Source organism: Williamsia serinedens (genome assembly GCF_024171725.1).
Taxonomy (GTDB): domain Bacteria; phylum Actinomycetota; class Actinomycetes; order Mycobacteriales; family Mycobacteriaceae; genus Williamsia_A; species Williamsia_A serinedens.
Genome location: NZ_JAMTCG010000002.1, coordinates 183,701 through 206,867 on the forward strand (window position 1 = coordinate 183,701; position 23,167 = coordinate 206,867).

A 23,167-nucleotide genomic window follows, 5' to 3' on the forward strand; every position below is an offset into this window, starting at 1 on the left:
TTCCGAATCACCGACAAGGAAGACACACATGAGCACCGATGGCATCGCCGACGAGATCAAGTTCGCCTATTGGGTTCCCAACGTGAGCGGTGGGCTGGTCACCAGCGACATCGAGCAGCGGACCAACTGGGAGTTCGAGTACAACAAGAAGCTCGCTCAGACGGCCGAGCGCGTCGGGTTCGAGTACGCGCTCTCGCAGGTGCGCTACATGGCCTCCTACGGCGCGGAGTTCCAGCACGAGTCGACGTCGTTCTCGCTGGCGCTGCTGATGGCGACCGAGAAGCTGAAGGTGATCGCGGCCATCCACCCCGGCCTGTGGCACCCGGCCGTCCTCGCGAAGTTCGGCGCCACCGCCGACCACCTGTCCAACGGGCGCTTCGCCATCAACGTCGTCTCCGGCTGGTTCTCCGGTGAGTTCAAGGCCCTCGGCGAGCCGTGGCTCGAGCACGACGAGCGCTACCGCCGCAGCGCGGAGTTCCTCGAGGTGATCCGCAAGATCTGGACCGAGGACAACGTCGAGTTCGCCGGCGACTTCTACCGGATCCGGGACTTCACGCTGAAGCCGAAGCCGCTGAACACGCCCGAGCGTCCGAACCCCGAGCTGTTCCAGGGCGGCAACTCGACCGCGGCCCGCCGCAACGGTGGGCAGTTCGCGGACTGGTACTTCTCCAATGGCAAGGACTTCGACGGCGTCACCGAGCAGATCGAGGACCTGCGGTCGGTCGCGCAGGCGCACAACCGCTCGACGAAGTTCGGTCTCAACGGCTTCATCATCGCCCGCGACACCGAGAAGGAAGCCCACGACACCCTGCGCGAGATCATCGAGAAGGCGAACAAGCCTGCGGTGGAGGGCTTCCGGGACTCGGTGCAGCAGGCCGGCAAGTCGACCTCGGACGGCAAGGGCATGTGGGCGGACTCGAAGTTCGAGGACCTCGTCCAGTACAACGACGGTTTCAAGACGCAGCTGATCGGCACCCCGGAGCAGATCGCCGAGCGGATCGTCGCCTACAAGCGTCTCGGCGTCGACCTCATCCTCGGTGGCTTCCTGCACTTCCAGGAGGAGATCGAGTACTTCGGCGAGAAGGTCCTGCCGCTCGTCCGCGAGATCGAGGCCTCGCAGAAGGTCCCGGCCTGACATGATTCTCGCAGCCGCACCGACGACCCGGACCGACGCACCCCTGGAGCCCGTGGACGTCGCGCGCGTCCTCGGCGGGTGTCGTGGTCCCGGGGCGTCGGTGCGGCTGCAGGAGTCGGGACTGCTCGACCTGACGGTGCTGCCGGCCGACGGGGGCATCGCGCCGTCGACGGCCGCCGAGGTGGTCCGCGTCGTCGCGGTGTCCCATCTCGACCTCGCCCGCCGGGTGCGGCGGTCGCTGCTCGCCAACGACCACGCCGTCGGCGACGACCTCGTCGCCCGTCTGCTCGACATCGCGCTCGAGGCGGGATCCGCCGCCGCGGCGCTCCACGGTGCCGTCGCCACCGTCCGGGACGGTCGTCGTGACAGCTCTGCCCGGCGCCGCCTCGGCGAGCTGTCGGTGGCGGTGTCCGCCGCCGAGGCCACCCTGGCCGCCGCGGGATCCGCCGTCGACGCCGTGCGCACCTGCGCCGACGAGCCCGCGCTGTTGCGCGACGAGGCCGTCGCCGCCGTGTCCACGGCCTCGGTCCTGGCCTCCCGCGCCGCGGCCGACACCTCGCACGCCCTCGTCGACCTCGGTGCGTCCGGCGTCTCCGACGCCGACACCGACCTCGACGTCCTCGGCGGGTTGGCCCTCACCGGTCGTATCTCGCCCTGACCGGGGCGGCCGGGTCGCGAACCCTGCCGGATGTCCGATCCCTGTTCTAGGCTCCTCAGGCATGACGACCTCGATGTCGACCGATGCCGAGTTCCTGCAGATCACCGAGCCCTATCGGCGCGAGATCATGGCGCACTGCTACCGGATGATGGGCAGTCACCACGACGCCGAGGACCTTGTCCAGGAGACGTACATCCGCGCCTGGCGGGGTTACGCCGGGTACGACCAGCGCGCGTCGGTCCGCACGTGGTTGCACAAGATCGCCACCAACACCTGTCTCACCGCCCTGGAGAGCAAGAAGAAGCGGCCGCTGCCGTCGGGACTCGGTGGCGACGCCGACGACCCGAGCGACACCCTCGTCGTCGACAAGGAGGTGCCGTGGCTCGAACCGTGGGCCGGCACCGATGAGGTGTCGCCGGCGGACACGGCCGACCCGGCGACCGTCGTCGACTCGCGTGAGTCCATCCGGCTCGCGTTCATCGCGGCACTGCAGCACCTGCCGGAACGCCAACGGGCCGTGCTGATCCTGCGCGACGTGCTGCAGTGGCGCGCCGCCGAGGTCGCGTCGACGCTCGACCTGACAGTCGCCACCGTCAACAGCCTGCTCCAACGCGCGCGCCAGCAGGTCAAAGACACGGCACCGCAGAGGGATTCCACGCGCGAGCCCGACGACACGATCCAGCGGGAGACGCTCGCGCGCTACGTCGCCGCGTTCCAGGACTACGACGTCGACGCGATCGTCGAGATGTTCACGGCGAGGTCCATCTGGGAGATGCCCCCGTTCACCGGCTGGTACGAGGGCGGGGAGGCCATCGGCACCCTCATCCGGAAGAACTGCCCCGCGGAGAAGGCCGGCGACCAGATCCTGCTGCCGACCGTCGCCAACGGCCAGCAGGCGTTCGGGCTCTACATGCTCGACAAGGACTCCGGCGAACACCTGCCGTTCCAGCTGCAGGTCCTCGAGCTGTCCGCCGACGGCCGCACCGTCGACCACGCGGTGGTCTTCTTCGACGACGACACCGAGGCACTGTTCGCGCGCTTCGGCCTGCCCGCACGGCCGCCGGCGTCGGCGACCATGCAGGCCTGAGGGGTCACTGCCCCGGCATCTGCGCCGGGTCCATCCAGACGACCTCCCAGGCGTGACCGTCGAGGTCGACGAAGCTGCGTCCGTACATGAACCCGTGGTCCTGGGGTTCGTCCCAGTGCGACCCGCCGGCCGCGAGTGCCGCGTCCACGAACGAGTCCGCCTCCTCGCGGGAATCGGCCGACAGTGCGAAGAGCGCCTCACGGCCGGTGGAGGTGTCGGCGATCCCGCCCCGGGTGAGGAACGACCGGAAGCGCTCGGTCTGCAGCATCATCACCGTCGTCTGGTCGTTGATGACGACACTGATCGTGGTCTCGTCGGAGAAGGTCTCGTTGATCTCGAACCCGAGTCCGGTGAAGAACGTCCGCGACGCGGTGACGTCGGCGACGGGGAGGTTGACGAACAGCATGCGGCACATCGGGGTTCTCCTTGCGGTGAGTGGTGCGGTCGCCCGTACTGACACCCGCCGTGCCCGGAACTCATCGCGACCTCCGACTTCCGCCTGATGCGCGGGGCGGCCGGGATGGGCGACGATGGCCGGGTCATGACCCTGCCGCTGCCCTATCCGAGCACCCCGGCGCCGGACCCCGTCCGCGTGCGCCGTCCCTGGTTGCCGGGCGCCGTGCAGGCGGAACTCGACGGCGATCCGCGACCGCTGCACGGTCGTCGGACCGCCCGCGACATCCTCGTCGACGCACTCGTGGTCGTCCTCGCCGCGACGATCGGTGTGCTCGCGGCGGTCCCCGGGGTGGGCGGCAGCACCCTCTCGCTGTGGCCCGACCTCGTCGTCGGGGCCCTGTCCTGCGCGGCCCTCGTGTGGCGGCGGCGGTGGCCCGTGCCCATCGCGGTCGTCACCAACCTCATCTGCATCCCCTTCACCGCCGTGGCCGGGGCTGCCTATCTCGCCTCGTTCTCGCTCGCCGTGCACCGCCCGCTCCGGTACGCGATCCCCGTCGGCGTGCTCGGGCTCGTCGCCGCACAGCTCAACCTGGTGCTCGTCGCCGACATCGACGGGACGCAGTTCTGGATCACGCTGGCGTTCAGCGTCCTCCTGACCGGCGGCGCTATCGGGTGGGGCACGTCGGTCCGCAGTCGTCGACAGCTGTTGATCTCGCTGGCGGAGAGGGCGAATCGCGCCGAGTCGGAGCAGCGGGAACGACTGGCCGCGGCGCGGGCCGCCGAGCGTGAGCGCCTCGCCCGCGAGATGCACGACGTCCTCGCGCATCGGATGAGCCTGCTGTCGGTACACGCGGGCGCGCTGGAGTACCGGCCGGACGCACCCCCGGAGGACATCGCCCGGGCGGCGGGCGTGATCCGCGGTGGGGTCCATCAGATGCTGGAGGACCTCCGCGACGTGATCACGATGCTCCGGGAGACCGACGACCTGGTGGCGGAGCCGCAGTCCCTCGCCGACGTCGAGGACCTTCTCGCCGAGTGCCGCGGTTCCGGCGCCACGATCACGCCGCACATCGAGATCGACGAGCCGGGCCGCATCCCGGGCGTCGTCGGCCGCGCCGCCTACCGCGTGGTCCAGGAGGGTCTGACCAACGCGCGCAAGCACGCCGGGCCGGTCCCCGTGTCCGTCGACGTCGTCGGCGGGCCCGGACGCGGCCTGCGCGTGACCGTGAGCCAACCCCTCAACCGGTCCGCCGACCACCGACCGATCCCCGGGACGGGGACGGGACTGACCGGGCTCGAGGAACGGGTGACGCTCGCCGGCGGTGCGTTGACGCACGGTGTGGTCGAACACCGCTTCGTCCTCGACGCGCGGCTGCCGTGGCAGACCGGGGCCCTCTCGTGATCCGTGTGCTCCTCGTCGACGACGAGTGGTTGGTCCGCGCCGGGATCCGCACCATGCTCGGCGCCGAGCCGGACATCGAGGTGGTCGGAGAAGCCGCCGACGGATCAGGCGTCGTCGACCTCGTCGGGGAGACCCGCGCCGACGTCGTGCTCATGGACCTGCGGATGCCGCACGTGAACGGGATCGACGCGACCGCTGCGCTGCGTGCGGTCCCGGATGCACCGCATGTCGTCGTCCTGACGACCTTCGACGCCGACGACCTCGTCGTGCGGGCGCTGCGCGCCGGTGCATCCGGCTTCCTGGTGAAGGACACGCCGCCCGCGGATCTGATCGCCGCGATCCGTGCGGTGCACGCAGGCGACCCCATCCTGTCCCCCACGGTCACCCGTCGCCTCATCGACCGGGTGACGGGCCCCGAGCGGGACGAGCGGGCGGCGACCGCGCGCGAGCAGCTCGCCGCGTTGACCGCCGGGGAGCTGCGCGTCGCGCGGGCGCTCGCTCAGGGACTGTCGAACGCGGACATCGCCCGGGAACTGTTCGTCACCGTGGCGACGGTGAAGAGCCACATCTCGCACATCCTGGAGAAGCTGCAGCTCAGCAACCGGGTGCAGATCGCGCTGGTGGTCCACGACGCCGGCCGCGACGCGACCGACCGGTGATCAGGCGACGGCGCGGATCGCCGTCGTGCGCGCCGGCGCGGCAGCGGGCGCGGGCCGGGCCACGGCGCCGGCCATCTCCGTGAGCAGGTCGACCAGTTCGCCACCGAGGGCACGGGTGACGGCCCCGACGACCTCCGACGAGGCCTCCTTGCGACCGCGTTCGACCTCGGAGAGGTAGGTCATCGACACACCCGCGCGGTCGGCGACGTCCTTGAGGGTGCGCTGCTGACGCTGTCGCGCCGCGCGGAGGGTGGCACCGAGGAGCTCGCGGAGCAGCGGGGCGGCGACCGGTGCGACGTCCTCGTCCGCGGGGACCACATGCAGGTCGGTCATCGGTGCCTCCTTCTCCCGTGCGCGTCCGTCCCGAGCAGGGACCTTCCCGCCACCGTAGTGGTGCGCACCCGGGCTGCGCCGCGCGCGACACCGCGTTTCGCTCACAGCGGAGCGCGACGGGCGACGGGCACGACGTCAGGTCGACTGAGACCGCTCGTCCGCGGCGAGCCGGATGAAGGCGAAGGCCGTGCACCCGATGTACAGGCCGACCCATCCGGCGGACCACAGCGCCACCCGACTACGGGCCAACGACTTCACCCGTGACATGACTCCTCCTCTGACAACGCTCCGGGCCGACATCCGAGAATCACGCCCGATTATCCCGGTGATCCGGTTGCTCGACAACCGATTCGACGTAGCAGGCACCGCTCGGCCTGTGCGTTCACAGCGCCGCGGACTGCGCCGCCTCCACGCGGTGGGCGAGCCCGTCGAGCAGCACCGCGATCCCGTAGTCGAGCTCGTCGGTGTAGAAGTCCGACGCCTCGCCGCGGGCGATCTCGGCCGCCGCGGCGGCCAGCGCCGGGAGCCGTCCGGTGTCCCCCACGAGATCCAGGATCCCGCTCTCGTAGGACCGGTCGTCGGGCGCCGGGCCCCCGTCGGGCCGCAGAGCGCCGAGCTGCGTCGACTGACGGACGTGGTTGCGCACGAATCCGTCGAGGACGAGCAGCGAGCTGAGCACCGACCGTGCGGGCAGACCCGTCCCGTCGAACGCGGCGACGCCCGCGTCGGTCCAGCCGAGCACGTTCGGGGTGGCGGGCGGAGAAGCCAGCGGTATGTCGACGATCCACGACCGTCGCGTGAGCGCCGCGGCGATCGCTCGTGTCCACGACTCGACGCGCTCCCGCCACGTACCTCCGCGCACGGTGCCCGGCCGGCACGGGCCGTAGGCCTCGTCCAGCACGACGGCGAGCAACTCGTCCTTGCTGTCGACGTACCGGTACAGCGACATGGTCGTCATCCCGAGTTCGGTCGCGACCGCCTTCATCGAGATGGCGTCCGCCCCGCCGCGGTCGGCGACCCGCACTCCGGCGCCGCCGATGTCGCGGATCCCGACTGCGGGTTTCGGGCCGCGACGCGTCCCGGACGGACGCTCCCACAGCGCGGCGAGATACCGGGGCATCGTCGCGTCGTCGCTGCTCACCGGGCCAGCGTAACAAACTGCTTGCGCGGTACGCAGTTCATCCCTAATGTGCGTACGGTATAAACAGTCTGCTACGTACACAGATGGGACCACCGATGCACACCACACGTTCCCCCTGGTGGGGTCTCCTGGTCCTGTGCCTGCCGATGCTGATCGTCTCGATGGACGTGTCGGTGCTCTTCTTCGCCGTCCCGGACATCGCGGCCGATCTCCACCCCTCGCCCGCCCAGCAACTCTGGATCTTCGACGTCTACGGCCTCGTCCTCGCCGGTCTGCTGCTGACGATGGGGGCGGTGGCCGATCGCGTCGGGCACAGGCGAGTGCTCCTGATCGGCGCGGCCACCTTCTCGGCCGCGTCGGTGCTGGCCGCGTTCTCGACGAGCGCCGAGATGCTGATCGGCGCGCGGGCCGTGCTCGCGGTGGCGGGAGCGACCCTGATGCCGTCGACGCTCGCGCTCATCCGGCACATGTTCACCGACGATGCCGCGCGGGCGAAGGCGATCGGCGCCTGGTCGGCGGTGATGGCGGGCGGTGTCGCCGTCGGACCGATCGTGAGCGGGGCTCTGCTGGAGCACTTCTGGTGGGGATCGGTCTTCCTGATCAACGTCCCGGTGATGATCGCGCTCCTGGTCGCCGCACCTGCTCTACTCCCCGGCGGAACGGGTGACCGGACGCGACGGATAGACGTCGTCAGCGCCGCCCTGGCGTTGGGCGCGGTGTTGCCGACGGTCGGCGCCATCAAGGCGATGGGCACCGACGGCCTCACCCCCACAGCGCTGGCCGTCCTCACCGCAGGCGTCGCCCTGGGCGTCGTGTTCGTCCAGCGGCAGGTGTCCCTGACCCATCCGCTGATGGATCTGCGCCTGTTCTCCGACAGCCGGCTCGCCGTGTCCGTCGCGGTGAACCTCGTCGCCATGGTCGGCATCGTCGGCAACGCGATCCTCGTCACGCAGTATCTGCAGTCGGTGCTCGGCTATGACCCATTGGCCGCAGCCCTGTGGAGTCTGGCACCGACGGTGGTCGTCGCCGCGGTCGCGCCGATGTCGACGACGCTCGCAGCCCGGTGGGGTGGCCCGGCGGTGATGGCGGCCGGACTCGTCGTCGCAGCAGGCGGTTTCGCGTCGACGTGGGCGGCCGGCGTGTCGTCACTGTGGCCGATGCTCGCCGCGAGCACCCTGATCGCCGGCGGCCTCGTCGCCGTCGCGACCGTCGTCGCCGACCATGTCGTCGGCGTGGCTCCGACCGGCCGTGCCGGTGCCGCCGCAGGAATGCTCGAGACCAGCAGCGAGCTCGGGGGCGGAATCGGGATCGCGGTGCTCGGCAGCGTTCTGACCGCGGTCTACCGCGCGTCCGTCGACACATCGGTGCCCGGCGTCTCCGGTCCCGCCGCCGTCGGGCTCGGCGGGGCGGTCGCGGCGGCGTCTCGACTCGGCGGCGACGCGGGGCGCGCGGTGCTCGACGCCGCACGCGTCGCCTACGTCGACGGACTGCACGTCGCGGCGACATGCGCGGCCGCACTGCTGCTCGTCACCGCACTCCTCACCCTTGCGGTCCGCGAGCGGACGTCGGAACCGGTGGACTCTCGGCCATGATGGGCGCATGGGAGTCGTCTACCTCGTCCGTCACGGACAGGCGCACGCGCAGGCCTACGGGTCGCTCGCCGAGGCACAGTCCGAGGCCGGCGGTCTGACCGAGCTCGGACACGACCAGGCCCGCCGAGCCGGGATCGCGCTGGCGAGGCGAGCCGGTCGAATCGACCATGCCGTCGCGGGATCGCTGGCGCGTCAGCAGCAGACGCTGCGACACGTCCTCGACGCGGTCGACGGGGCGCCCGAGCCCGAGACCGACGCCCGATGGGACGAGTACGACCTGGGTGCGATCGCGACCGGGGGCGAGGCCGGGAAGAACGTCCACGGCGCAGGCTTCCAGGCGGAGCTCGACGACGACCTCCGGCGCTGGGTCGCCGGGACGTCGGTCGGCAGCGAGTCCTACCGCGATTACCGGGACCGGGCGGAATCGGCGGCGCGCGACCTCGCGGCCCGGGCCGGGTCGGGCCGGACCGTGGTGGCGGTGTCGTCGGCGGGCACCATCGCCGCCGTCCTCGCGACGCTGTGGGGCCTGGACGACGAGCGATGGTTGACCGTCGCACGGACGATGATCAACACCTCCGTCACAAAGCTGATCGCCGGCCGCACCGGGTTGTCGGTCGTGTCGGTGAACGACCACGCCCACGTCGACCTCGTCGACGACCGGGACGTGATGACGTTCCGATGAGCGACACCACACTGCCGGTCCTCGAGTACCTGCGGCGGCACGTGGCGGGAACGCTCGGTCCCGACGACCGCACCTTCCTGCGCTACCCCACCGCGATCTCCCGACTCCTCGGGTTCGAGATCACCGAGGTCGACGCGGGGACCGCCACCCTGACCGTCGTCACCGACCCCGAGCTGCACAGCAATCAACAGGGCACCGTGCACGGCGGGTTCATCAGCGAACTCGCCGACGCGGCGATCGGGACCGCGCGGTCGACGACGATCGCGCAGGGCGAGTCGTTCACGAGCATCGACCTGCGCATCACGTTCCTCCGCCCGATGTGGGCCGGCACGCTGACGGCTCGGGCACACCCCACGCACATCGGGTCGACGGTGCAGCACTACGCCTGCGACATCACGCGCGACGACGGCAAGACGGTCGCGACGGCGACCAGCACCGTCCTCACCCTGCGGGGCGAGAAGGCCGCCGGGCGATGAGTTCCGCGGCCGTCGACGGTCCGTATCTCCGACACCATCACCGCGAACGGGAGTGACCTCATGAGCAGGACGAACCTGTCGATGTCCATCTCGGCGGACGGCTACGTCGCCGGCCCCGACCAGAGCGCGGACAACCCGCTCGGGGTGGGCGGGCCGGCGCTGCACCGCTGGCACATCGGACCCGACGCCGACCACCCCGTGAACAGGCAGGTCATGTCGGACATGCTCGACGGGATGGGCGCGACCATCATGGGTCGCAACATGTTCGGCCCGGTCCGCGGCGACTGGGGCGACTCGGACTGGCGAGGGTGGTGGGGTGACGAGCCGCCGTACCACTGTCCCGTGTTCGTCCTGACCCACTTCGCGCACGACCCGATCGAGATGTCGGGCGGCACCACCTTCCACTTCGTCACCGACGGCATCGAGTCCGCGTACCGCCGGGCCGTCGACGCCGCCGACGGGCAGTCGATCTCCATCGCGGGCGGGGCGTCGTGTGCGCGGCAGGCCATCGCGGCCGGCATCGTCGACGAGATCGACCTGCAGGTGAGCGGCGAGATCCTCGGCGGCGGCGAGCGCCTGTTCGACGGCTTCGCCCCGGGCACACCGCGACTCGAGCTCACCCGGGTTCTCGAGGCACCACCGAACACGGTCCATCTCCGCTACCGCGTAGTTCGCTGACCGTCGGTTGGGCGGTCGGGACCATCGGTTGGGCGGTTGGGACCGTCGGTTGGGCGGTTGGGACCGTCGGTTGGGCGGTTGGGACCATCGGTTGGGCGGTCGGGACCATCGGTTGGGCGGTCGGGACCATCGGTTGGGCGGTCGGGACCATCGGTTGGGCGGTTGGGACCATCGGTTGGGCGGTTGGGACGAATGTGGTGCCCCGGCTGCCCAACGAACGGTTCCTGCTGCCCAACGAACGGTTTCTGCTGCCCAACGAACGGGTCTCGGGTCATTACATCTAGCTCAGGGCGCGCAGGCCGGCGGCCATGAACTCCTGGGTCGCCTCGGCGGCCTTCTCCGCACCCTCACCCGACGACGACCCCTGCAGCGCGCGGTAGGCGATGCCCTCACCGATCACGCCGAGCTTGAAGTTCGCGAGCGCGAGGTAGAAACCCCAGTGCGCCATCTCGACCCCGGCCGCGGTCGCGTAGCGCTGCGCGAGGTCGTCGGTGTCGGGGTAGCGGTCGCTGGTCCACGCGGCCGACAGGCCGAGCACCCGGTCGAAGATGGGCTGGCGGTAGACGCACATGAGGGCGACGTCGGTGATCGGGTCACCCAGGGTCGACATCTCCCAGTCCACCACGGCACGAACGACTCCCGGGTCGTCGGCGTCGAGGATCGTGTTGTCCACGCGGAAGTCCCCGTGCACGATCGCGTTCGCGGAATCGGTCGGGATGTTGTCGGCCAGCAGACCAGCGAGCTTCTCCACGTCCGGCAGCTCGCGGGTCTTCACGATCCCCCACTGCCGCGTCCACGTCTTCACCTGGCGTGCGACGAATCCCTCCGGCCGACCGAACTCGCCGAGCCCGACCGCCTCGTGATCCACGGCGTGCAGATCGGCCAGGGTCCGGATCAACGCGTCGACGTTGCGGTCCACGGCGGCGTCGTCGAGGGCGTCGAGCTCCGACGCACTGCGGATCACCGTGCCCTCGACGAACTCGACGACGGTGCACGGCGCACCGAGGACGGTGCCCTCGGCGTCGAACGCGACCGTCCGCGCCACCGGTACAGCTGTGCCCTGCAACGCCCGGGTCACCGTCCACTCCCGGTTCATGTCGTGCGCAGACGGCGTCAGACCCGACGTCGGCGGACGACGCACGACCCACTTCGTCGCGCCGTCGGTGACTCCGAACGTGAGGTTCGACCGGCCACCGGAGATGAGGTGGACGTCGAGATCACCCGCGACCTCGACGCCCGAATCCGCCAGGAACGACCGCAGCGCAACCGGATCCATGCCCGGCAGCGACGTCGTGGAGGTCACTGCGCCGCCTGCGACTGCTGCTTCTTCGCCGCCCGCCCCACGGCACGCTTGGCGATCGCCCAGCGATGCACCTCGGAGGCGCCGTCGTAGATGCGGAACGGCCTGAGCTCGGCCTGCAGACGCGCGAGCGGCAGGTCGTCGGTGACGCCCGAACCACCGCACATCTGGATGGCGCGATCGACGACGCGCGAGTACGCCTCGGCGGCGAAAGTCTTCGCGATCGACGTCTCGTTGCTGGCGTGGCGGCCGAGATCCAGTTCGTGGCAGGCCTTCACGAGCAGTGCCCTCGATGCGGCGAGGTCGATCTCGTTGTCGGCCACCATCTGCTGGATCATGCCGAGATCGCCGAGCCGGCCGCCGAACGCCCGACGACGCGCGACGTAGTCGACGGCGACCTCGTGCGCGCGGACCGCGACACCCAACCACCGCATGACGTGCGTCATGCGCGCCGGTCCGAGCCGGACCTGCGCGTACCGGAAGCCCTCGTCGACCTCGCCCAGGACGTTCTCGTCGGGAACGAACAGCTCACGGAACCGGATCTCGCAGTGACCGCCCAGTCCCGCACGGTCGGTGGTCCCCATGTGCCGCACGATCTCGATGCCGTCGTCGGGCGCCGGCGCGAGGAACATCGTGGCTCCGCCGCTCTCACCGGGCGAGCCCGACGTGCGCGCCATGATGATGAAGAACCCCGCACCGTCCGCGCCGGTGATGAACCACTTGTGGCCCGTTATCGACCACCCACCGGGAACCCGCGTGGCCGCCGTCGTCAGGGCCGACGGATCCGATCCCGCACCGGGTTCCGGCTCGGTCATCGCGAACGCCGACCGCACGTCACCGTGCGCCAGCGGGGCCAGGAACTGCTCCTTCTGCGCCGGCGACGCGATGTGGGCGAGCATGTGCACGTTGCCCTCGTCGGGCGCACCGATGTTCAGCGCGATCGGACCGAACACCGACCGTCCCCCGGCCTCGAAGACCGGCGCGCGATCGGACATGTTCAGTCCGAGGCCGCCGTACTCGACCGGGGCGTGCGGCGCGAACACGCCTGCGGCCTTGGCCTTCTCCTGCAGTTCGATCCGCAGGTGCTCCCCGCCGGCCTTCTCGAAGTCGCCCGCGAACTCGTCCTCCAGCGGCAGGACGACGTCGGCGACGAACGCCTCCGTCGCGGCGATCGTCTTCTGCACCTCGTCGTCGTAGCGCAAGTCCACTGCCATGGGTCAGATCCCTTCGTCGGCGGGTGATGTGTCGGCGTCGCCGGTGTATCCGACGGCCGCGCGGGCGATCCGTCCGAACCGGGCCACGATCTCGTCGGCGGAGAGCCGACCGTCCGGGCGGTACCAGGTCGACACGCCCACGCACATCGTCGTGATCGCCCGGCCCGTGTCCTTCGGGTCACCGGTGTGGAACACCCCGGCACGGACGCCGTCGCGGATGAGGTCGTCGACGATGCCCTGCAACTTGCGTCGCTTCTGCGTGTAGACGGGCCGGTAGTCGGGCTCCAGGCTGCGGATCTCCGACGACCCGATGAACGCCTGCGCGCGACGGTGGATGTGGAACTGCAGCAGCACCTCGACGACGGCGTCGTAGCGGTCGACCGGATCGTCACCGGTCGCGGCGAGCGCGCTCTCGGTCCGCCAGGTGAGGTCGTTCATCGTCATCTCGAGCAGCCCCTGCAGGAGTGACTGCTTCGACGGGTAGTGGTGATAGAGCCCCGGCACCGACAGGCCCGCCCGACCGGCGATCTCCCGGACCGACGTCCCGTGATAGCCCTGCTCCTCGAAGGCGGCGAGCGCGGCGGTCAGTGGGGCCGACAACTCCGACCGCTCGTAGTCCCGCCACGGCTCCGTCACGGTCGTGCGCGGCTCGTCGGTCATGGCTTCAACCTAGCCCCGCACCGTTCCTTCACGATCATGCACCCTACCGAGCGTTCGGACGGGAGCGCGGTCACGCGCGTGACCTGCGCGTCAGGTTCCGCAGAAGGTCCGGAACCCGTCGGAGAAGCCGTCGGGCGCAGGGAGTGCGAACCGCGGGTCCGAGGGAGCGTCGAACGGGTGCGTCACCGCGGCGAACAGTGCATGGAAGGGGCCCATGTCACCCGCCTCGCCGGCGCGCAGCGCCTCGTCCACGAGGTGGTTGCGCGGGACGACGACCGGGTTCACGGCGTCCATCCCGTCCGCGGTCGCGGTGGTGGCGCGATCGCCCAGGACGGCGAACCAGCGCTCGAGCCATTCCCGGGTGCCGGGGTTCGGGGCGAGGGCCGCGGTCTCCGTCGGCTCGTGTCCGGAGGCGTGCGCCCACAGATCCACCGAGAGTGCGCGGAAGAACCCGGTGTGGTCGACCCGCTGCTCGCGCATCACCGTCTCGAGATCGGTGAGGAGGGACGACTCGTCGTCGTCGAGCGGCGAGGGATCGCCTGCGCCGCGCAGTCCGATCTTGCGCGCGGTCACCGCGGCCTGGTGATGCTCGTACCGCGCCGCATAGGTCGACAGCGAGTCCGTCAAGCGGGCGATCGCCGCATCGGCGTCGACCTCCCCGTCGTCCCGAGCGCCGACGAGCGGGATGAGCGCCTCCGCGAGACGGGCCAGGTTCCAGCCGATGACGGCCGGCTGGTTGCCGAACGCGTAGCGCCCGATGGTGTCGATGGAACTGAACACCGTCGTCGGGTCGTGGGCGTCGAGGAAGGCGCACGGCCCGTAGTCGATGCTCTCTCCGGAGATCGTGGTGTTGTCGGTGTTGAGCACGCCGTGGATGAATCCGACGCCCATGTACTGCGCGATCAGCGACGCCTGCGCGTCGAGGACGCGTTCGAAGAAGGCGACGACGCGATCGGGCACGTCGTCGATCTCCAGCAGGTCGGGGTGATGGCGCGCGATGGCGTAGTGGGTCAGGTCGACGACGAGCGGGCCACGACGGACCGCGAACTCGAAGCTGCCGACCCGGAGATGGCTCGACGCGATGCGCGCGAGCACCGCGCCCGGCTCGGGCTGCTCGCGCTGCACCGACTGTCCCGTCGACGTCACGGCCAGCGATCGCGTCGTCGGGATCCCCAGCGCGTGCATCGCCTCGGACACCAGGTACTCGCGCAGCATCGGTCCGAGGACGGCCTTGCCGTCGCCACCGCGCGCGAACGGCGTACGCCCGGATCCCTTGAGATGCAGGTCGCGTCGGGTGCCGTCGGGGGCGACGAGCTCCCCGAGGAGCAGCGCCCGGCCGTCGCCGAGGAGCGGCGAAAAGTTGCCGAACTGGTGGCCCGAGTACGCCATCGCGACGGTGGTGGTGTCGGCGGGAGGTGCCGATCCGGCCAGCAGGGCGGCTCCGTCGGCGCTGCGCAGCCGCTCGGGGTCGAGTCCGAGTTCCCGTGCGAGCGGCTCGTTGAGGACGACGATCTCGGGATCGGGGACGACGTCGCCGGACCACGGCACGTACATGCCCTCGAGGTCGCGCACGAAGCTCGTGTCGAGATCGACGAGCCCGCGGAGGGCGGTGGGTGCACTCACCTTGACCAGGGTAGCCACCACGACCTGCGACGAAACCGCACCGCTGCAACGCCGTGCAACGCTGTCGATCCCGTTCTCGCCGCGCCTACGGTCCGCTCACACCACCACCGCAGGAGGACTGATGAGGGCAGCGCGTTTCCACGGCCGCAAGGACATCCGCATCGAGGACGTGGCCGAGCCCGAACTGCGTCCGGGCACGGTCGCGATCGACGTCGCGTGGTGCGGCATCTGCGGCACCGATCTGCACGAGTACCTCGAGGGCCCGATCTTCATCCCCGCCCACGGCCACCCGCATCCGCTGACCGGTGAGGACACCCCGGTCACGATGGGCCACGAGTTCTCGGGGACCGTGTCGGCGGTCGGCGAGGGTGTCGACGACCTCGCCGTCGGGGACGGCGTCGTGGTCGAGCCCTATGTCGTCTGCGACGAGTGCCCGCCGTGCCGCGAGGGCAACTACCACCTGTGCACCCGGATGGGGTTCATCGGTCTCGCCGGGGGCGGCGGTGGGCTGAGCGAGAAGGTCGTCGTGCCCCGGCGCTGGGTGCATCCCGTCGGCGACATGCCGCTCGACCAGGCGGCGCTCATCGAGCCGCTGTCGGTGGCGCACCACGCCGTCGAGCGCAGCGGCGCACGGTCCGGCCAGACGGCGATCGTGGGCGGGTCCGGCCCGATCGGCCTGCTCGTCGCGGCGGTGCTGCGCGGCATGGGGGTGACGGTGATCGTGTCCGAGGTCAGTTCGGCGCGGATCGAGCGCGCGCAGGCCGTCGCCGATCACGTCCTCAACCCGCGCGACGGGTCCATCGGTGACCGGGTGCGCGAGCTGACCGACGGCCTCGGCGCCGACCTGGGCTTCGAGTGCGCCGGCGTGAACGCGGTCCTCGACGACGTGCTCGACGCGGTCCGCCCGGCCGGAGTCGTCGTGAACGTGTCGATCTGGGGTGCACCGGCGACCGTCGACATGCAGAAGCTGGTGCTCAAGGAGATCGACCTGCGCGGGACGATCGCCTACGTGCGCGACCACGCGGCGGCGATCGCCCTCGTCCAGGACGGGACCGTCGACCTCGCGCCGTTCATCACCGGGCGCATCGCCCTCGACGATCTCGTCGACGAGGGTCTGCACACCCTCATCGACCACACCGACACCGCGGTGAAGATCCTCGTCAGCCCGTCGGCGTAGTCCTCATAAGCCGCCGGCGACACGCACGAGGGTGCGGCCGATGCGCTCGCCCCGCGTGATCTCCGCCAGCGCGGAGTCGACGTCGCCGACCGCCACCTCGGTGGTGATGCGATCGAGGTGGGGCGGGCGGAGGTCGTCGGCGAGCCGGGCCCACAGGGCGCGGCGGGTGTCGATGGGCGCCTGGACCGAGTCGATGCCGAGGAGCGCGACCCCGCGCAGGATGAACGGCATCACCGTCGTCGGCAGGCCTGCGCCGCCGGTGAGGCCACTGGCCGCGACGGCCCCGCCGTAGCGGATGGTCGACAGCACCCAGGCGAGCGTGGGTCCGCCGACGCAGTCGACGGCCGCCGCCCACGTCTCGCTGCCCAGGGGCTTGATCTTCGCGTCGGGGTCCTCCGGGACACGGCCGATCACCTCGGCGGCGCCGAGTTCGCTCAGCAGGTCGCGGGCGTGCTCCTTGCCGCTGGAGGCCACGACCTCGTAGCCGAGTCCCGCGAGGAGGTCGACCGCCACGATCCCGACGCCGCCGGACGCGCCGGTCACGAGGACCTTGCCGTCCTCCGGTCGCAGGCCGCGGTCGACGAGGGCGGCGACGCTCATCGCCGCGGTGAACCCGGCGGTGCCGATCGTCGCGGCCTCGGCGGGGCTCAGTCCGTCACCGAGCGGGACGATCTGGTCGGCGGGGCCGGCAGCCCGCTCGGCGTAGCCACCGTGCCGGGACACCCCGGTCTCGTATCCGTGCAGCAGGACCGGGTCGCCCGGCGAGAACGACGGGTCGTCGCTGGACGCGACCGTGCCGGCGAGGTCGATGCCGGGGACGATCGGGTAGTTCCGCACGACACCGCCCTTCGGCGTGATCGCCAGGGCGTCCTTGTAGTTGACCGACGAGTGGGTCACGTCGATGCGGACCCCACCCTCGGGCAGGAAGTCGTCGTCGACGGTCTCGGTGTGCAGGGTGATGTCGCCGTCGGATTCGCGGGCCACGCGCGCGGAGAAGGTGCTCACGGTTGCCGAGCGTAATCACGGGTACAGCGACGGTGTGATCACCGCGGTGCTCTACGGACTCGCGACCGCTCTGCCGTTGGCGGCCGGGGCGGCGATCGGGCTGCGCTGGACGCTTCCCCGGTGGTTGCTGGCCGGCCTCATGGCCTTCGGCGCCGGGACCATGATCGCCGCGGTGTCGTCGGAGTTGTTCGAACCCGCCTTCCGGCAGGCGGGTCCGACCATCGCCGGTGCCGCGTTGTTCGCGGGCGCCGCCCTCTACGTCGTCGCCAACCGTCTCATCGAGCAGCGCCTGGGCCCCGCCGCGATCGGTCCGGCGCTGATGCTGGGGTCGATCCTCGACGGGTACCCGAGAACACGGCGCTGGGTGTGTCCCTCACGACCGGTGGGGGTCTGGTCCTGGTCGTCGCGGTGGCGGTCGGCAACGTGCCCGAGGCCGTCAGCGGAGCCGCGCTGATGCGTACGGCCCACCGGTTCACCGCCGCGCGGGCCATGACCCTGTGGTCGGTGACGGCAGCCGTCCTCGTCGCGGTCACCGTCGCCGGCTACGCCCTGTCCGATGTCATCCCGCAGACCGGCATCAGCCTCGTGCAGGCGTTCGCCGGCGGCGCGACCCTCGCGGTGCTCGCCGACTCGCTGATGCCCGAGGCGTATCGCGACGGCGGCTGGTGGGTGGGCATCTGCACGGCCGGGGGGTTCCTCGTCGCCTTCGTCCTGGGGTGAGGGAGGGCTACCGTCGCCTTGTGCGCAGCTACGACGACATCGTGATCGGCGCCGGCCACAACGGGCTCACCGCGGCCGCCTACCTCGCGCGCGCCGGACGTCGCGTGGTGGTGCTCGAGCGGTCGGATCACGTCGGTGGCGCGGCGATCTCGGCCGACGTGTTCCCCGGTGTCGCAGCACGACTGTCGCGGTACTCCTACCTGGTGTCGCTGCTGCCGCGGCACGTCATCAGCGACCTCGACCTCGACCTCCGGCTGGTGCGACGACGGTTCTCGTCCTACACGCCGGTGCCCGGCGCCCCGGAACGCGGGATCCTCGTCGACGGCGGGGACGAGGAAGCGACGCGCGCCGCGTTCCGATCGGTCACCGGCTCCGACGCCGATCACGATGCGTGGCAACGGTTCTACACCGCGATGGGCGAGGTGGCGCAGCGCCTGTTCCCGACGATGACGCAGCCCCTGCCGTCGCTGTCCACGGCACGCGACCTCGTCGGCGACGTCTGGGCCGACCTCGTCGAACGGCCACTCGGCGACTGGCTCCGGCGGGAGTTCGCCGACGACACCGTGCGCGGGATCGTCGCGACCGACGCCCTGATCGGCACCTTCGCGGATCTCGACGACCCGTCGCTGCGGCAGAACATCTGCCTGCTCTACCACCTGATCGGCAACGGCACGGGCGACTGGGACGTGCCTGTCGGGGGCATGGGTGCGGTGACGGGGGCGATGGCCCGGGCGGCGCTCGACGCCGGGGCCGAGATCCTCACCGGCGCCGAGGTCGTCGGCGTGGATCCCGCCGACGGCAGCGTGTCCTGGCGGACGACCGCCGGCGGTGACGAGGCGCGTGCGCCGTGCATCCACGCTGCCTGCGCGCCCGCGGTGCTGAACACGATGCTCGACGAACCCGTTGCCACGGAACCGGATCCGCGGGGTGCGCAGCTCAAGGTGAACCTGGTGCTGACGCGACTCCCCCGCCTCGCCGACCCCACCGTCGACCCGGTCGCCGCATTCTCCGGCACCTTCCACGTCAACGAGGGTTTCGACCAGCTCCACACCGCGTGGACGCGGGCGTCGCAGGGGCGTGTCCCCGACGTGCCTCCGTGCGAGATCTACTGCCACACCCTGTCCGACCGCAGCATCCTCGGTCCGGGCACGGACGGGATGCAGACGCTCACGCTCTTCGGGCTGCACATGCCGCCCGAACTGTTCGACCGGACAGACGCGAGGGACGAGGCCCTCGCCGCGACGCTGCGATCACTCGACTCCGTGCTCGCCGAGCCGGTGATGGAGGTCGTCGCGCGCGACGGTGCCGGCAACCCGTGCATCGAGGTGCGCACCCCGCGGGACCTCGAGCAGTCGCCGGGCCTGCCGGGCGGCCACATCTTCCACCGCTCGCTGCAGTGGCCGTGGGCCGAGTCCGACGACGAGATCGGGACATGGGGCGTCGAGACACGTCATCCGCGGGTGAGCATCGCCGGGGCGGGCGCCCGCCGTGGCGGAGGGGTCAGCGGCATCCCCGGCCACAACTCCGCCCGCTGGGCCCTGCAGTGACCCCGTTCGTCGGGCAGTTTGAGCCGTTCGTTGGGCGGTAGGAGCCGTTCGTTGGGCAGCCGGAGCCGTTCGTTGGGCGGTAGGAGCCGTTCGTTGGGCGGTTGGGACCTCGCGAGGTGCGCCGGACGCCCACCAGACGGTTCCAACCGCCCAACAGACGGTCGGGTCAGGAAGAGCCGCCGGTGTGGCGCCGCAGGACCGGTAGGACGTGGTCGACGAAGAGCGGCGCGAGGTCGTCGCGGTCGTCGTCGGTGACGTCGTGCCAGCGCAGTTCGTCGATCTCCGCGGCGACCCTGACGTGTGATCCGTCCCCGTCCACCGTCCCGCAGTCGAAGACGTCGGCCAGCAGCACGGTGTCGGCCTCGTTGGCCGCGGCCGTCTCGATGCGACCCCACGGGGTCAGCGACCCGGGGTCCAGCACGATCCCGACCTCTTCGTCGATCTCGCGGACCACGGTGTCGAGCGGGGTCTCACCGGACTCGGGCTTGCCGCCCGGCATCATGTACCGGCTGGTCCCCCGCTTGCGGACGAGCAGGATCCGTCCCGTCGCGTCGCGGATGATCGCGGCGCTGACGACGATGGGATCAGTGGCCACCGGCGAGGTTTTTGTTCACCAGGCGGGTCAGGAAGATCGGCGAGAACCGCGACCCGGCCTGCAGGACGCGGGTCTGCGTGCCCACCGTGTAGTGCACCTGGTGGATCAGCTTGCTGAAGAGGTTGGGCTCGGCCGCCTCGAGGATGCGGTCGGCCACGTCCTGGGGTCCGAGCTTGATGCCCAGGCGGTCGGTGGTGCCGGTCTTGATGTTGGCGGTCATCGCGGTCTGCACGTACAGCGGCCAGATGGCGACGACACGGATGCCGTGGCCACCCCACTCGATGTCCAGTGCCTCGGTGATCGACCGGACGAAGTGCTTGGTCGAGCTGTAGTTCGCGAGCTCGGCCTGGCCGTAGATCGCCGACGCCGACGCGAGGTTGATCGCGACCGAGTTCTTCGTCGCCTTCAGGTACGGGAACGCCGCGTGCAGGCCGTTCACCACGCCCTTGCAGTTGATGTCGATCTCCTTGTGGAGGGTCGACACCTTGATCTCCTCGAACTTGCCGGCGATGAGGATGCCCGCGTTGTTGAGCATCACGTCGAGCCGACCACCGGTGGTGTCGGTGAACTCCTTCAGGCGCTCGGAGAACTCGTCGAAGTCGGTGACATCGAGGTGACCGACGACCGCGGTCGCACCGAGGTCCTCGATCTCGTCCTTGAGCGACTTCAGACCCACCTCGTCGATGTCGTAGCCGCCGACGGTGTAGCCCTTCTTCGCGAAGGAGAGGGCCGTCTTACGGCCGATACCCGCCGCCGCACCGGTGATGAACACGCTCTTCGTCGAGGCCATGCGCCGCATTCTCACACGAGCGCGTGTCAGATGCCAAGGTGTGCGCGCGTTAGGCTGTGCGGCGATGTCCACCACCGATCTGCCCATCGAGAGCCGTCGACTCGTCGGCTGGAGCCGGACCACCCCCATCCTGGGTGACGTCCTCTCCACCCCCGACGTCGAGGTGGTCGCGCAAGCGGTCGCGCGCGTCGCCGACGACCAGGCCGACAAGCCCTCCTACCTGCGGCGCGGCGTCATCGCGCGCGGGCTGGGCCGGTCCTACAACGAGTCGGGCCAGAACTCGGGTGGCCTCACCGTCGACATGACCCGGATCCGCAGGATCCACTCGATCGACGAGGCGACGGGCATCGTCGACGTGGACGCGGGCGTCAGCCTCGACGCGCTGATGCAGGTCGCGCTGCCGTTCGGACTGTGGGTCCCCGTGCTGCCGGGTACCCGTCAGGTCACCATCGGCGGGGCGATCGCCCACGACATCCACGGCAAGAACCACCACAGCCAGGGCAGTTTCGGCAACCACGTGGTCGAGATGACCCTGCTCGTCGCCGACGGCCGCGTCCTCACGCTGACGCCCACCGGCACGCCCGACGACCCCGACGGCTCGATCTTCTGGGCCACCGTCGCGGGCATCGGCCTCACCGGCATCATCCTGCGGGCCAAGATCCAGATGAAGCGGACCGAGAGCGCCTACTTCATCGCCGACACCGCGCGGACCAACTCCCTGCAGGAGACCATCGACCTGCACCTCGCCGACGGCTTCGAGGACGGGTACGAGTACGCGTCGGGCTGGTTCGACTCCATCAGCGCACCGCCGAAGCTCGGCCGCGGCACCTTCTCGCGCGGCAACCTCGCCCGCGTCGACGAGCTGCCGGAGAAGCTGCAGAAGGACCCGCTGTCGTTCAACAACAAGCCGCTGGTCCGGTTCCCCGACATCTTCCCGCGCGGCCTGGCCAACAAGGCGAGCTTCTCGCTTGTCGGTGAGGCGTACTACCGCATCGGTCCGCCCAGCGAGGGCAAGGTCAAGAACCTCGCCGGCTTCTATCACATGCTCGACGTGTTCGGTGACTGGAACAACGCCTACGGACGCGGCGGCGGGTTCTGCCAGTACCAGTTCATCGTCCCGACCGGGAACGAGGCGGAGTTCACCCGGACGATCGAATTCGTCCAGGCGTCGGGGCACGTCAGCTTCCTCAACGTCATCAAGCTGTTCGGTGAGGGCAACCAGGCGCCACTCTCGTTCCCCTTCAAGGGCTGGAACGTCTGCCTCGACTTCCCCGTCAAACGTGGTCTCGCCGAGTTCCTCGACGACCTCGACCGTCGGGTGATGGCCATGGGTGGGCGTCTATACACCGCCAAGGACTCCCGCACCAGCGCGGAGTCGTTCCACTCGATGTACCCGAAGATCGACGAGTGGATCGCCGTCCGCCGTCGGATCGACCCCGACGGCGTCTTCATGTCGGACATGGCGCGCCGCCTCGAACTCGGCTGAGCCGCACCGACGCTCGCCACACACCACCGCTCCCGGGAGAGGACCCCATGATCAACGCCGTCGGCGTCCCGCAATCGCTGCTGCTGCTCGGTGGCTCGTCGGAGATCGGTCTCGCCATCTGCGAGGAGTACCTCCGCAAGGGACCGATGCACGTCGTGCTCGCCACCGTGCCCGGCGACCCGGCAGGCGACGCGGCCATCGAGAAGATGACGGCCGCCGGTGCCGCGTCGGTGCGGCGCATCGACTTCGACGCCCTGAAGCCCGAGACCCACGCCGCGGTGATCGACGACGCGTTCTCGGAGCGCGACATCGACGTCGCAATCGTCGCGTTCGGCGTGCAGGGTGTCGACGAGGAGCTGTGGCAGGACCAGCGCAAGGCCGTCTTCACCGCCCAGATCAACTACACCGCAGCGGTGTCCGTCGGCGTCCTCGTCGGCGAGAAGCTCCGGGAACAACGGCACGGCCAGATCATCGCGATGAGCTCGGTCGCCGGCGAGCGCGTCCGCCGGTCGAACTTCGTCTACGGCTCCACCAAGGCCGGTCTCGACGGCTTCTACCTCGGACTCGGGGAGGCGTTGCGCGAGTACGGGGTCCGCGTTCTCGTCATCCGCCCCGGACAGGTCCGCACCCGGCTCTCGGCGCACGTCGAGGAGGCCCCGCTGACGGTGAACAAGGAGGACGTGGCCCAGCTCGCCGTCCGCGCCGCCGACGCCGGCAAGGAGATCGTCTGGGCGCCGCCGCCGTTCCGGTTCATCATGATGGCGCTGCGGCACGTCCCGCGGCCGATCTTCCGCCGCCTCCCCATCTGAGT

At 70.4% G+C, this 23,167-nt stretch carries 24 protein-coding genes and 1 pseudogene; 14 read left to right on the forward strand and 11 right to left on the reverse strand.

What is annotated here, in order from left to right; all coding sequences use genetic code 11:
* Positions 1 to 28 precede the first annotated feature (28 nt).
* The 3 genes from sfnG to LX12_RS04390 all read left to right on the forward strand — a co-directional run bounded on the left by sfnG (position 29) and on the right by LX12_RS04390 (position 2,880).
* A complete protein-coding gene (gene sfnG / locus LX12_RS04380; RefSeq protein ID WP_253653318.1) occupies positions 29 to 1,135 on the forward strand; it encodes a dimethylsulfone monooxygenase SfnG in 1,107 nt (368 codons plus the stop codon).
* A 1-nt stretch (position 1,136) separates the two neighbouring features.
* The gene (locus LX12_RS21890) at positions 1,137 to 1,793 is read left to right on the forward strand and encodes a hypothetical protein (protein ID WP_301284188.1); all 657 of its coding nucleotides are present in this window, start codon (positions 1,137 to 1,139) and stop codon (positions 1,791 to 1,793) included.
* 61 nt (positions 1,794 to 1,854) lie between these two features.
* Entirely contained in the window at positions 1,855 to 2,880 is a 1,026-nt protein-coding gene (locus LX12_RS04390; RefSeq protein ID WP_253653319.1) for a sigma-70 family RNA polymerase sigma factor, read from the forward strand.
* Between the two features lie 4 nt (positions 2,881 to 2,884).
* Here LX12_RS04390 and LX12_RS04395 read toward each other — a convergent pair whose 3' ends face one another.
* Entirely contained in the window at positions 2,885 to 3,295 is a 411-nt protein-coding gene (locus LX12_RS04395; RefSeq protein ID WP_253653320.1) for a VOC family protein, read from the reverse strand.
* 126 nt (positions 3,296 to 3,421) lie between these two features.
* Between LX12_RS04395 and LX12_RS04400 the strand changes: the two genes are divergently transcribed.
* Complete coding sequence (locus LX12_RS04400; protein ID WP_253653321.1) at positions 3,422 to 4,678, forward strand: sensor histidine kinase; 1,257 nt, start codon at positions 3,422 to 3,424, stop codon at positions 4,676 to 4,678.
* Positions 4,675 to 5,337, forward strand: a complete 663-nt coding sequence (locus LX12_RS04405; RefSeq protein WP_308213965.1) for a response regulator — start codon at positions 4,675 to 4,677, stop codon at positions 5,335 to 5,337. Before LX12_RS04400 ends, LX12_RS04405 begins: the two co-directional genes overlap by 4 nt.
* Here LX12_RS04405 and LX12_RS04410 read toward each other — a convergent pair whose 3' ends face one another.
* The 3 genes from LX12_RS04410 to LX12_RS04415 form a co-directional block, all read right to left on the reverse strand.
* Positions 5,338 to 5,670 (reverse strand): helix-turn-helix domain-containing protein, encoded by a 333-nt coding sequence (locus tag LX12_RS04410; protein WP_253653322.1) that lies wholly within the window; start codon positions 5,668 to 5,670, stop codon positions 5,338 to 5,340.
* 135 nt (positions 5,671 to 5,805) lie between these two features.
* Positions 5,806 to 5,937: a hypothetical protein gene (locus LX12_RS21895; protein WP_301284189.1), complete on the reverse strand. Its 132-nt coding sequence runs from the start codon at positions 5,935 to 5,937 to the stop codon at positions 5,806 to 5,808.
* A 115-nt stretch (positions 5,938 to 6,052) separates the two neighbouring features.
* The gene (locus LX12_RS04415; RefSeq protein ID WP_253653323.1) at positions 6,053 to 6,811 is read right to left on the reverse strand and encodes a TetR/AcrR family transcriptional regulator; all 759 of its coding nucleotides are present in this window, start codon (positions 6,809 to 6,811) and stop codon (positions 6,053 to 6,055) included.
* Positions 6,812 to 6,906: 95 nt separating this feature from the next.
* Between LX12_RS04415 and LX12_RS04420 the strand changes: the two genes are divergently transcribed.
* From LX12_RS04420 to LX12_RS04435, 4 genes are all read left to right on the forward strand, one after another.
* Entirely contained in the window at positions 6,907 to 8,403 is a 1,497-nt protein-coding gene (locus LX12_RS04420; RefSeq protein ID WP_253653324.1) for an MFS transporter, read from the forward strand.
* Positions 8,404 to 8,410: 7 nt separating this feature from the next.
* Positions 8,411 to 9,085: a histidine phosphatase family protein gene (locus tag LX12_RS04425; protein WP_253653325.1), complete on the forward strand. Its 675-nt coding sequence runs from the start codon at positions 8,411 to 8,413 to the stop codon at positions 9,083 to 9,085.
* Positions 9,086 to 9,162: 77 nt separating this feature from the next.
* Positions 9,163 to 9,561, forward strand: a complete 399-nt coding sequence (locus LX12_RS04430) for a PaaI family thioesterase (protein WP_253653857.1) — start codon at positions 9,163 to 9,165, stop codon at positions 9,559 to 9,561.
* A 60-nt stretch (positions 9,562 to 9,621) separates the two neighbouring features.
* Entirely contained in the window at positions 9,622 to 10,239 is a 618-nt protein-coding gene (locus tag LX12_RS04435; RefSeq protein WP_253653326.1) for a dihydrofolate reductase family protein, read from the forward strand.
* Positions 10,240 to 10,519: 280 nt separating this feature from the next.
* Here LX12_RS04435 and LX12_RS04440 read toward each other — a convergent pair whose 3' ends face one another.
* From LX12_RS04440 to LX12_RS04455, 4 genes are all read right to left on the reverse strand, one after another.
* Entirely contained in the window at positions 10,520 to 11,515 is a 996-nt protein-coding gene (locus LX12_RS04440) for a phosphotransferase family protein (protein ID WP_253653858.1), read from the reverse strand.
* Positions 11,516 to 11,538: 23 nt separating this feature from the next.
* Positions 11,539 to 12,753 (reverse strand): acyl-CoA dehydrogenase family protein, encoded by a 1,215-nt coding sequence (locus tag LX12_RS04445; RefSeq protein WP_253653327.1) that lies wholly within the window; start codon positions 12,751 to 12,753, stop codon positions 11,539 to 11,541.
* 3 nt (positions 12,754 to 12,756) lie between these two features.
* Positions 12,757 to 13,413 (reverse strand): TetR/AcrR family transcriptional regulator, encoded by a 657-nt coding sequence (locus tag LX12_RS04450; protein WP_253653328.1) that lies wholly within the window; start codon positions 13,411 to 13,413, stop codon positions 12,757 to 12,759.
* Between the two features lie 90 nt (positions 13,414 to 13,503).
* Positions 13,504 to 15,036: a protein adenylyltransferase SelO gene (locus LX12_RS04455; protein ID WP_308213966.1), complete on the reverse strand. Its 1,533-nt coding sequence runs from the start codon at positions 15,034 to 15,036 to the stop codon at positions 13,504 to 13,506.
* Positions 15,037 to 15,157: 121 nt separating this feature from the next.
* On the opposite strand from LX12_RS04455, the gene LX12_RS04460 reads away from it, so the two are divergent.
* Positions 15,158 to 16,213, forward strand: coding sequence for a 2,3-butanediol dehydrogenase (locus tag LX12_RS04460; protein WP_253653329.1), 1,056 nt, complete (start codon positions 15,158 to 15,160; stop codon positions 16,211 to 16,213).
* A 3-nt stretch (positions 16,214 to 16,216) separates the two neighbouring features.
* On the opposite strand, the gene LX12_RS04465 is transcribed toward LX12_RS04460, so the two are convergent.
* Positions 16,217 to 17,218 (reverse strand): acrylyl-CoA reductase family protein, encoded by a 1,002-nt coding sequence (locus LX12_RS04465; protein WP_253653330.1) that lies wholly within the window; start codon positions 17,216 to 17,218, stop codon positions 16,217 to 16,219.
* Between the two features lie 34 nt (positions 17,219 to 17,252).
* On the opposite strand from LX12_RS04465, the pseudogene LX12_RS04470 reads away from it, so the two are divergent.
* Positions 17,253 to 17,938, forward strand: a pseudogene (locus LX12_RS04470) (ZIP family metal transporter).
* Between the two features lie 20 nt (positions 17,939 to 17,958).
* Positions 17,959 to 19,485: a phytoene desaturase family protein gene (locus LX12_RS04475; protein ID WP_253653331.1), complete on the forward strand. Its 1,527-nt coding sequence runs from the start codon at positions 17,959 to 17,961 to the stop codon at positions 19,483 to 19,485.
* Positions 19,486 to 19,651: 166 nt separating this feature from the next.
* Here the strand turns inward: LX12_RS04475 and LX12_RS04480 are convergent, their stop codons facing one another.
* Positions 19,652 to 20,080, reverse strand: coding sequence for an NUDIX hydrolase (locus tag LX12_RS04480; RefSeq protein WP_253653332.1), 429 nt, complete (start codon positions 20,078 to 20,080; stop codon positions 19,652 to 19,654).
* Positions 20,070 to 20,870 (reverse strand): SDR family oxidoreductase, encoded by an 801-nt coding sequence (locus LX12_RS04485; protein WP_253653333.1) that lies wholly within the window; start codon positions 20,868 to 20,870, stop codon positions 20,070 to 20,072. The genes LX12_RS04480 and LX12_RS04485 overlap by 11 nt, the downstream gene beginning before the upstream one ends.
* A 64-nt stretch (positions 20,871 to 20,934) precedes the next feature.
* Here LX12_RS04485 and dprE1 point away from each other — a divergent pair, with 64 nt between their 5' ends.
* Together dprE1 and dprE2 are read left to right on the forward strand one after the other, a co-directional pair.
* Positions 20,935 to 22,356 carry a decaprenylphosphoryl-beta-D-ribose oxidase gene (gene dprE1, locus LX12_RS04490; RefSeq protein WP_253653334.1) on the forward strand — a complete coding sequence of 474 codons (1,422 nt, stop codon included), beginning with the start codon at positions 20,935 to 20,937 and terminating at the stop codon, positions 22,354 to 22,356.
* 47 nt (positions 22,357 to 22,403) lie between these two features.
* A complete protein-coding gene (dprE2, locus tag LX12_RS04495; protein ID WP_253653335.1) occupies positions 22,404 to 23,165 on the forward strand; it encodes a decaprenylphospho-beta-D-erythro-pentofuranosid-2-ulose 2-reductase in 762 nt (253 codons plus the stop codon).
* Positions 23,166 to 23,167: the final 2 nt, after the last annotated feature.

Excerpts from the sequence above, each read along its gene's own strand:
- LX12_RS04485 (WP_253653333.1), bottom strand. The coding sequence starts at position 20,870 with ATGGCCTCGACGAAGAGCGTGTTCATCACCGGTGCGGCGGCGGGTATC.
- LX12_RS04395 (WP_253653320.1), bottom strand. The coding sequence starts at position 3,295 with ATGTGCCGCATGCTGTTCGTCAACCTCCCCGTCGCCGACGTCACCGCG.
- dprE1 (WP_253653334.1), top strand. The coding sequence starts at position 20,935 with ATGTCCACCACCGATCTGCCCATCGAGAGCCGTCGACTCGTCGGCTGG.
- LX12_RS04425 (WP_253653325.1), top strand. The coding sequence starts at position 8,411 with ATGGGAGTCGTCTACCTCGTCCGTCACGGACAGGCGCACGCGCAGGCC.
- LX12_RS04400 (WP_253653321.1), top strand. The coding sequence starts at position 3,422 with ATGACCCTGCCGCTGCCCTATCCGAGCACCCCGGCGCCGGACCCCGTC.
- LX12_RS21890 (WP_301284188.1), top strand. The coding sequence starts at position 1,137 with ATGATTCTCGCAGCCGCACCGACGACCCGGACCGACGCACCCCTGGAG.
- LX12_RS04460 (WP_253653329.1), top strand. The coding sequence starts at position 15,158 with ATGAGGGCAGCGCGTTTCCACGGCCGCAAGGACATCCGCATCGAGGAC.
- LX12_RS04450 (WP_253653328.1), bottom strand. The coding sequence starts at position 13,413 with ATGACCGACGAGCCGCGCACGACCGTGACGGAGCCGTGGCGGGACTAC.
- LX12_RS04410 (WP_253653322.1), bottom strand. The coding sequence starts at position 5,670 with ATGACCGACCTGCATGTGGTCCCCGCGGACGAGGACGTCGCACCGGTC.
- sfnG (WP_253653318.1), top strand. The coding sequence starts at position 29 with ATGAGCACCGATGGCATCGCCGACGAGATCAAGTTCGCCTATTGGGTT.
- LX12_RS04435 (WP_253653326.1), top strand. The coding sequence starts at position 9,622 with ATGAGCAGGACGAACCTGTCGATGTCCATCTCGGCGGACGGCTACGTC.
- LX12_RS04420 (WP_253653324.1), top strand. The coding sequence starts at position 6,907 with ATGCACACCACACGTTCCCCCTGGTGGGGTCTCCTGGTCCTGTGCCTG.
- dprE2 (WP_253653335.1), top strand. The coding sequence starts at position 22,404 with ATGATCAACGCCGTCGGCGTCCCGCAATCGCTGCTGCTGCTCGGTGGC.
- LX12_RS21895 (WP_301284189.1), bottom strand. The coding sequence starts at position 5,937 with ATGTCACGGGTGAAGTCGTTGGCCCGTAGTCGGGTGGCGCTGTGGTCC.
- LX12_RS04445 (WP_253653327.1), bottom strand. The coding sequence starts at position 12,753 with ATGGCAGTGGACTTGCGCTACGACGACGAGGTGCAGAAGACGATCGCC.
- LX12_RS04390 (WP_253653319.1), top strand. The coding sequence starts at position 1,855 with ATGACGACCTCGATGTCGACCGATGCCGAGTTCCTGCAGATCACCGAG.
- LX12_RS04440 (WP_253653858.1), bottom strand. The coding sequence starts at position 11,515 with ATGGATCCGGTTGCGCTGCGGTCGTTCCTGGCGGATTCGGGCGTCGAG.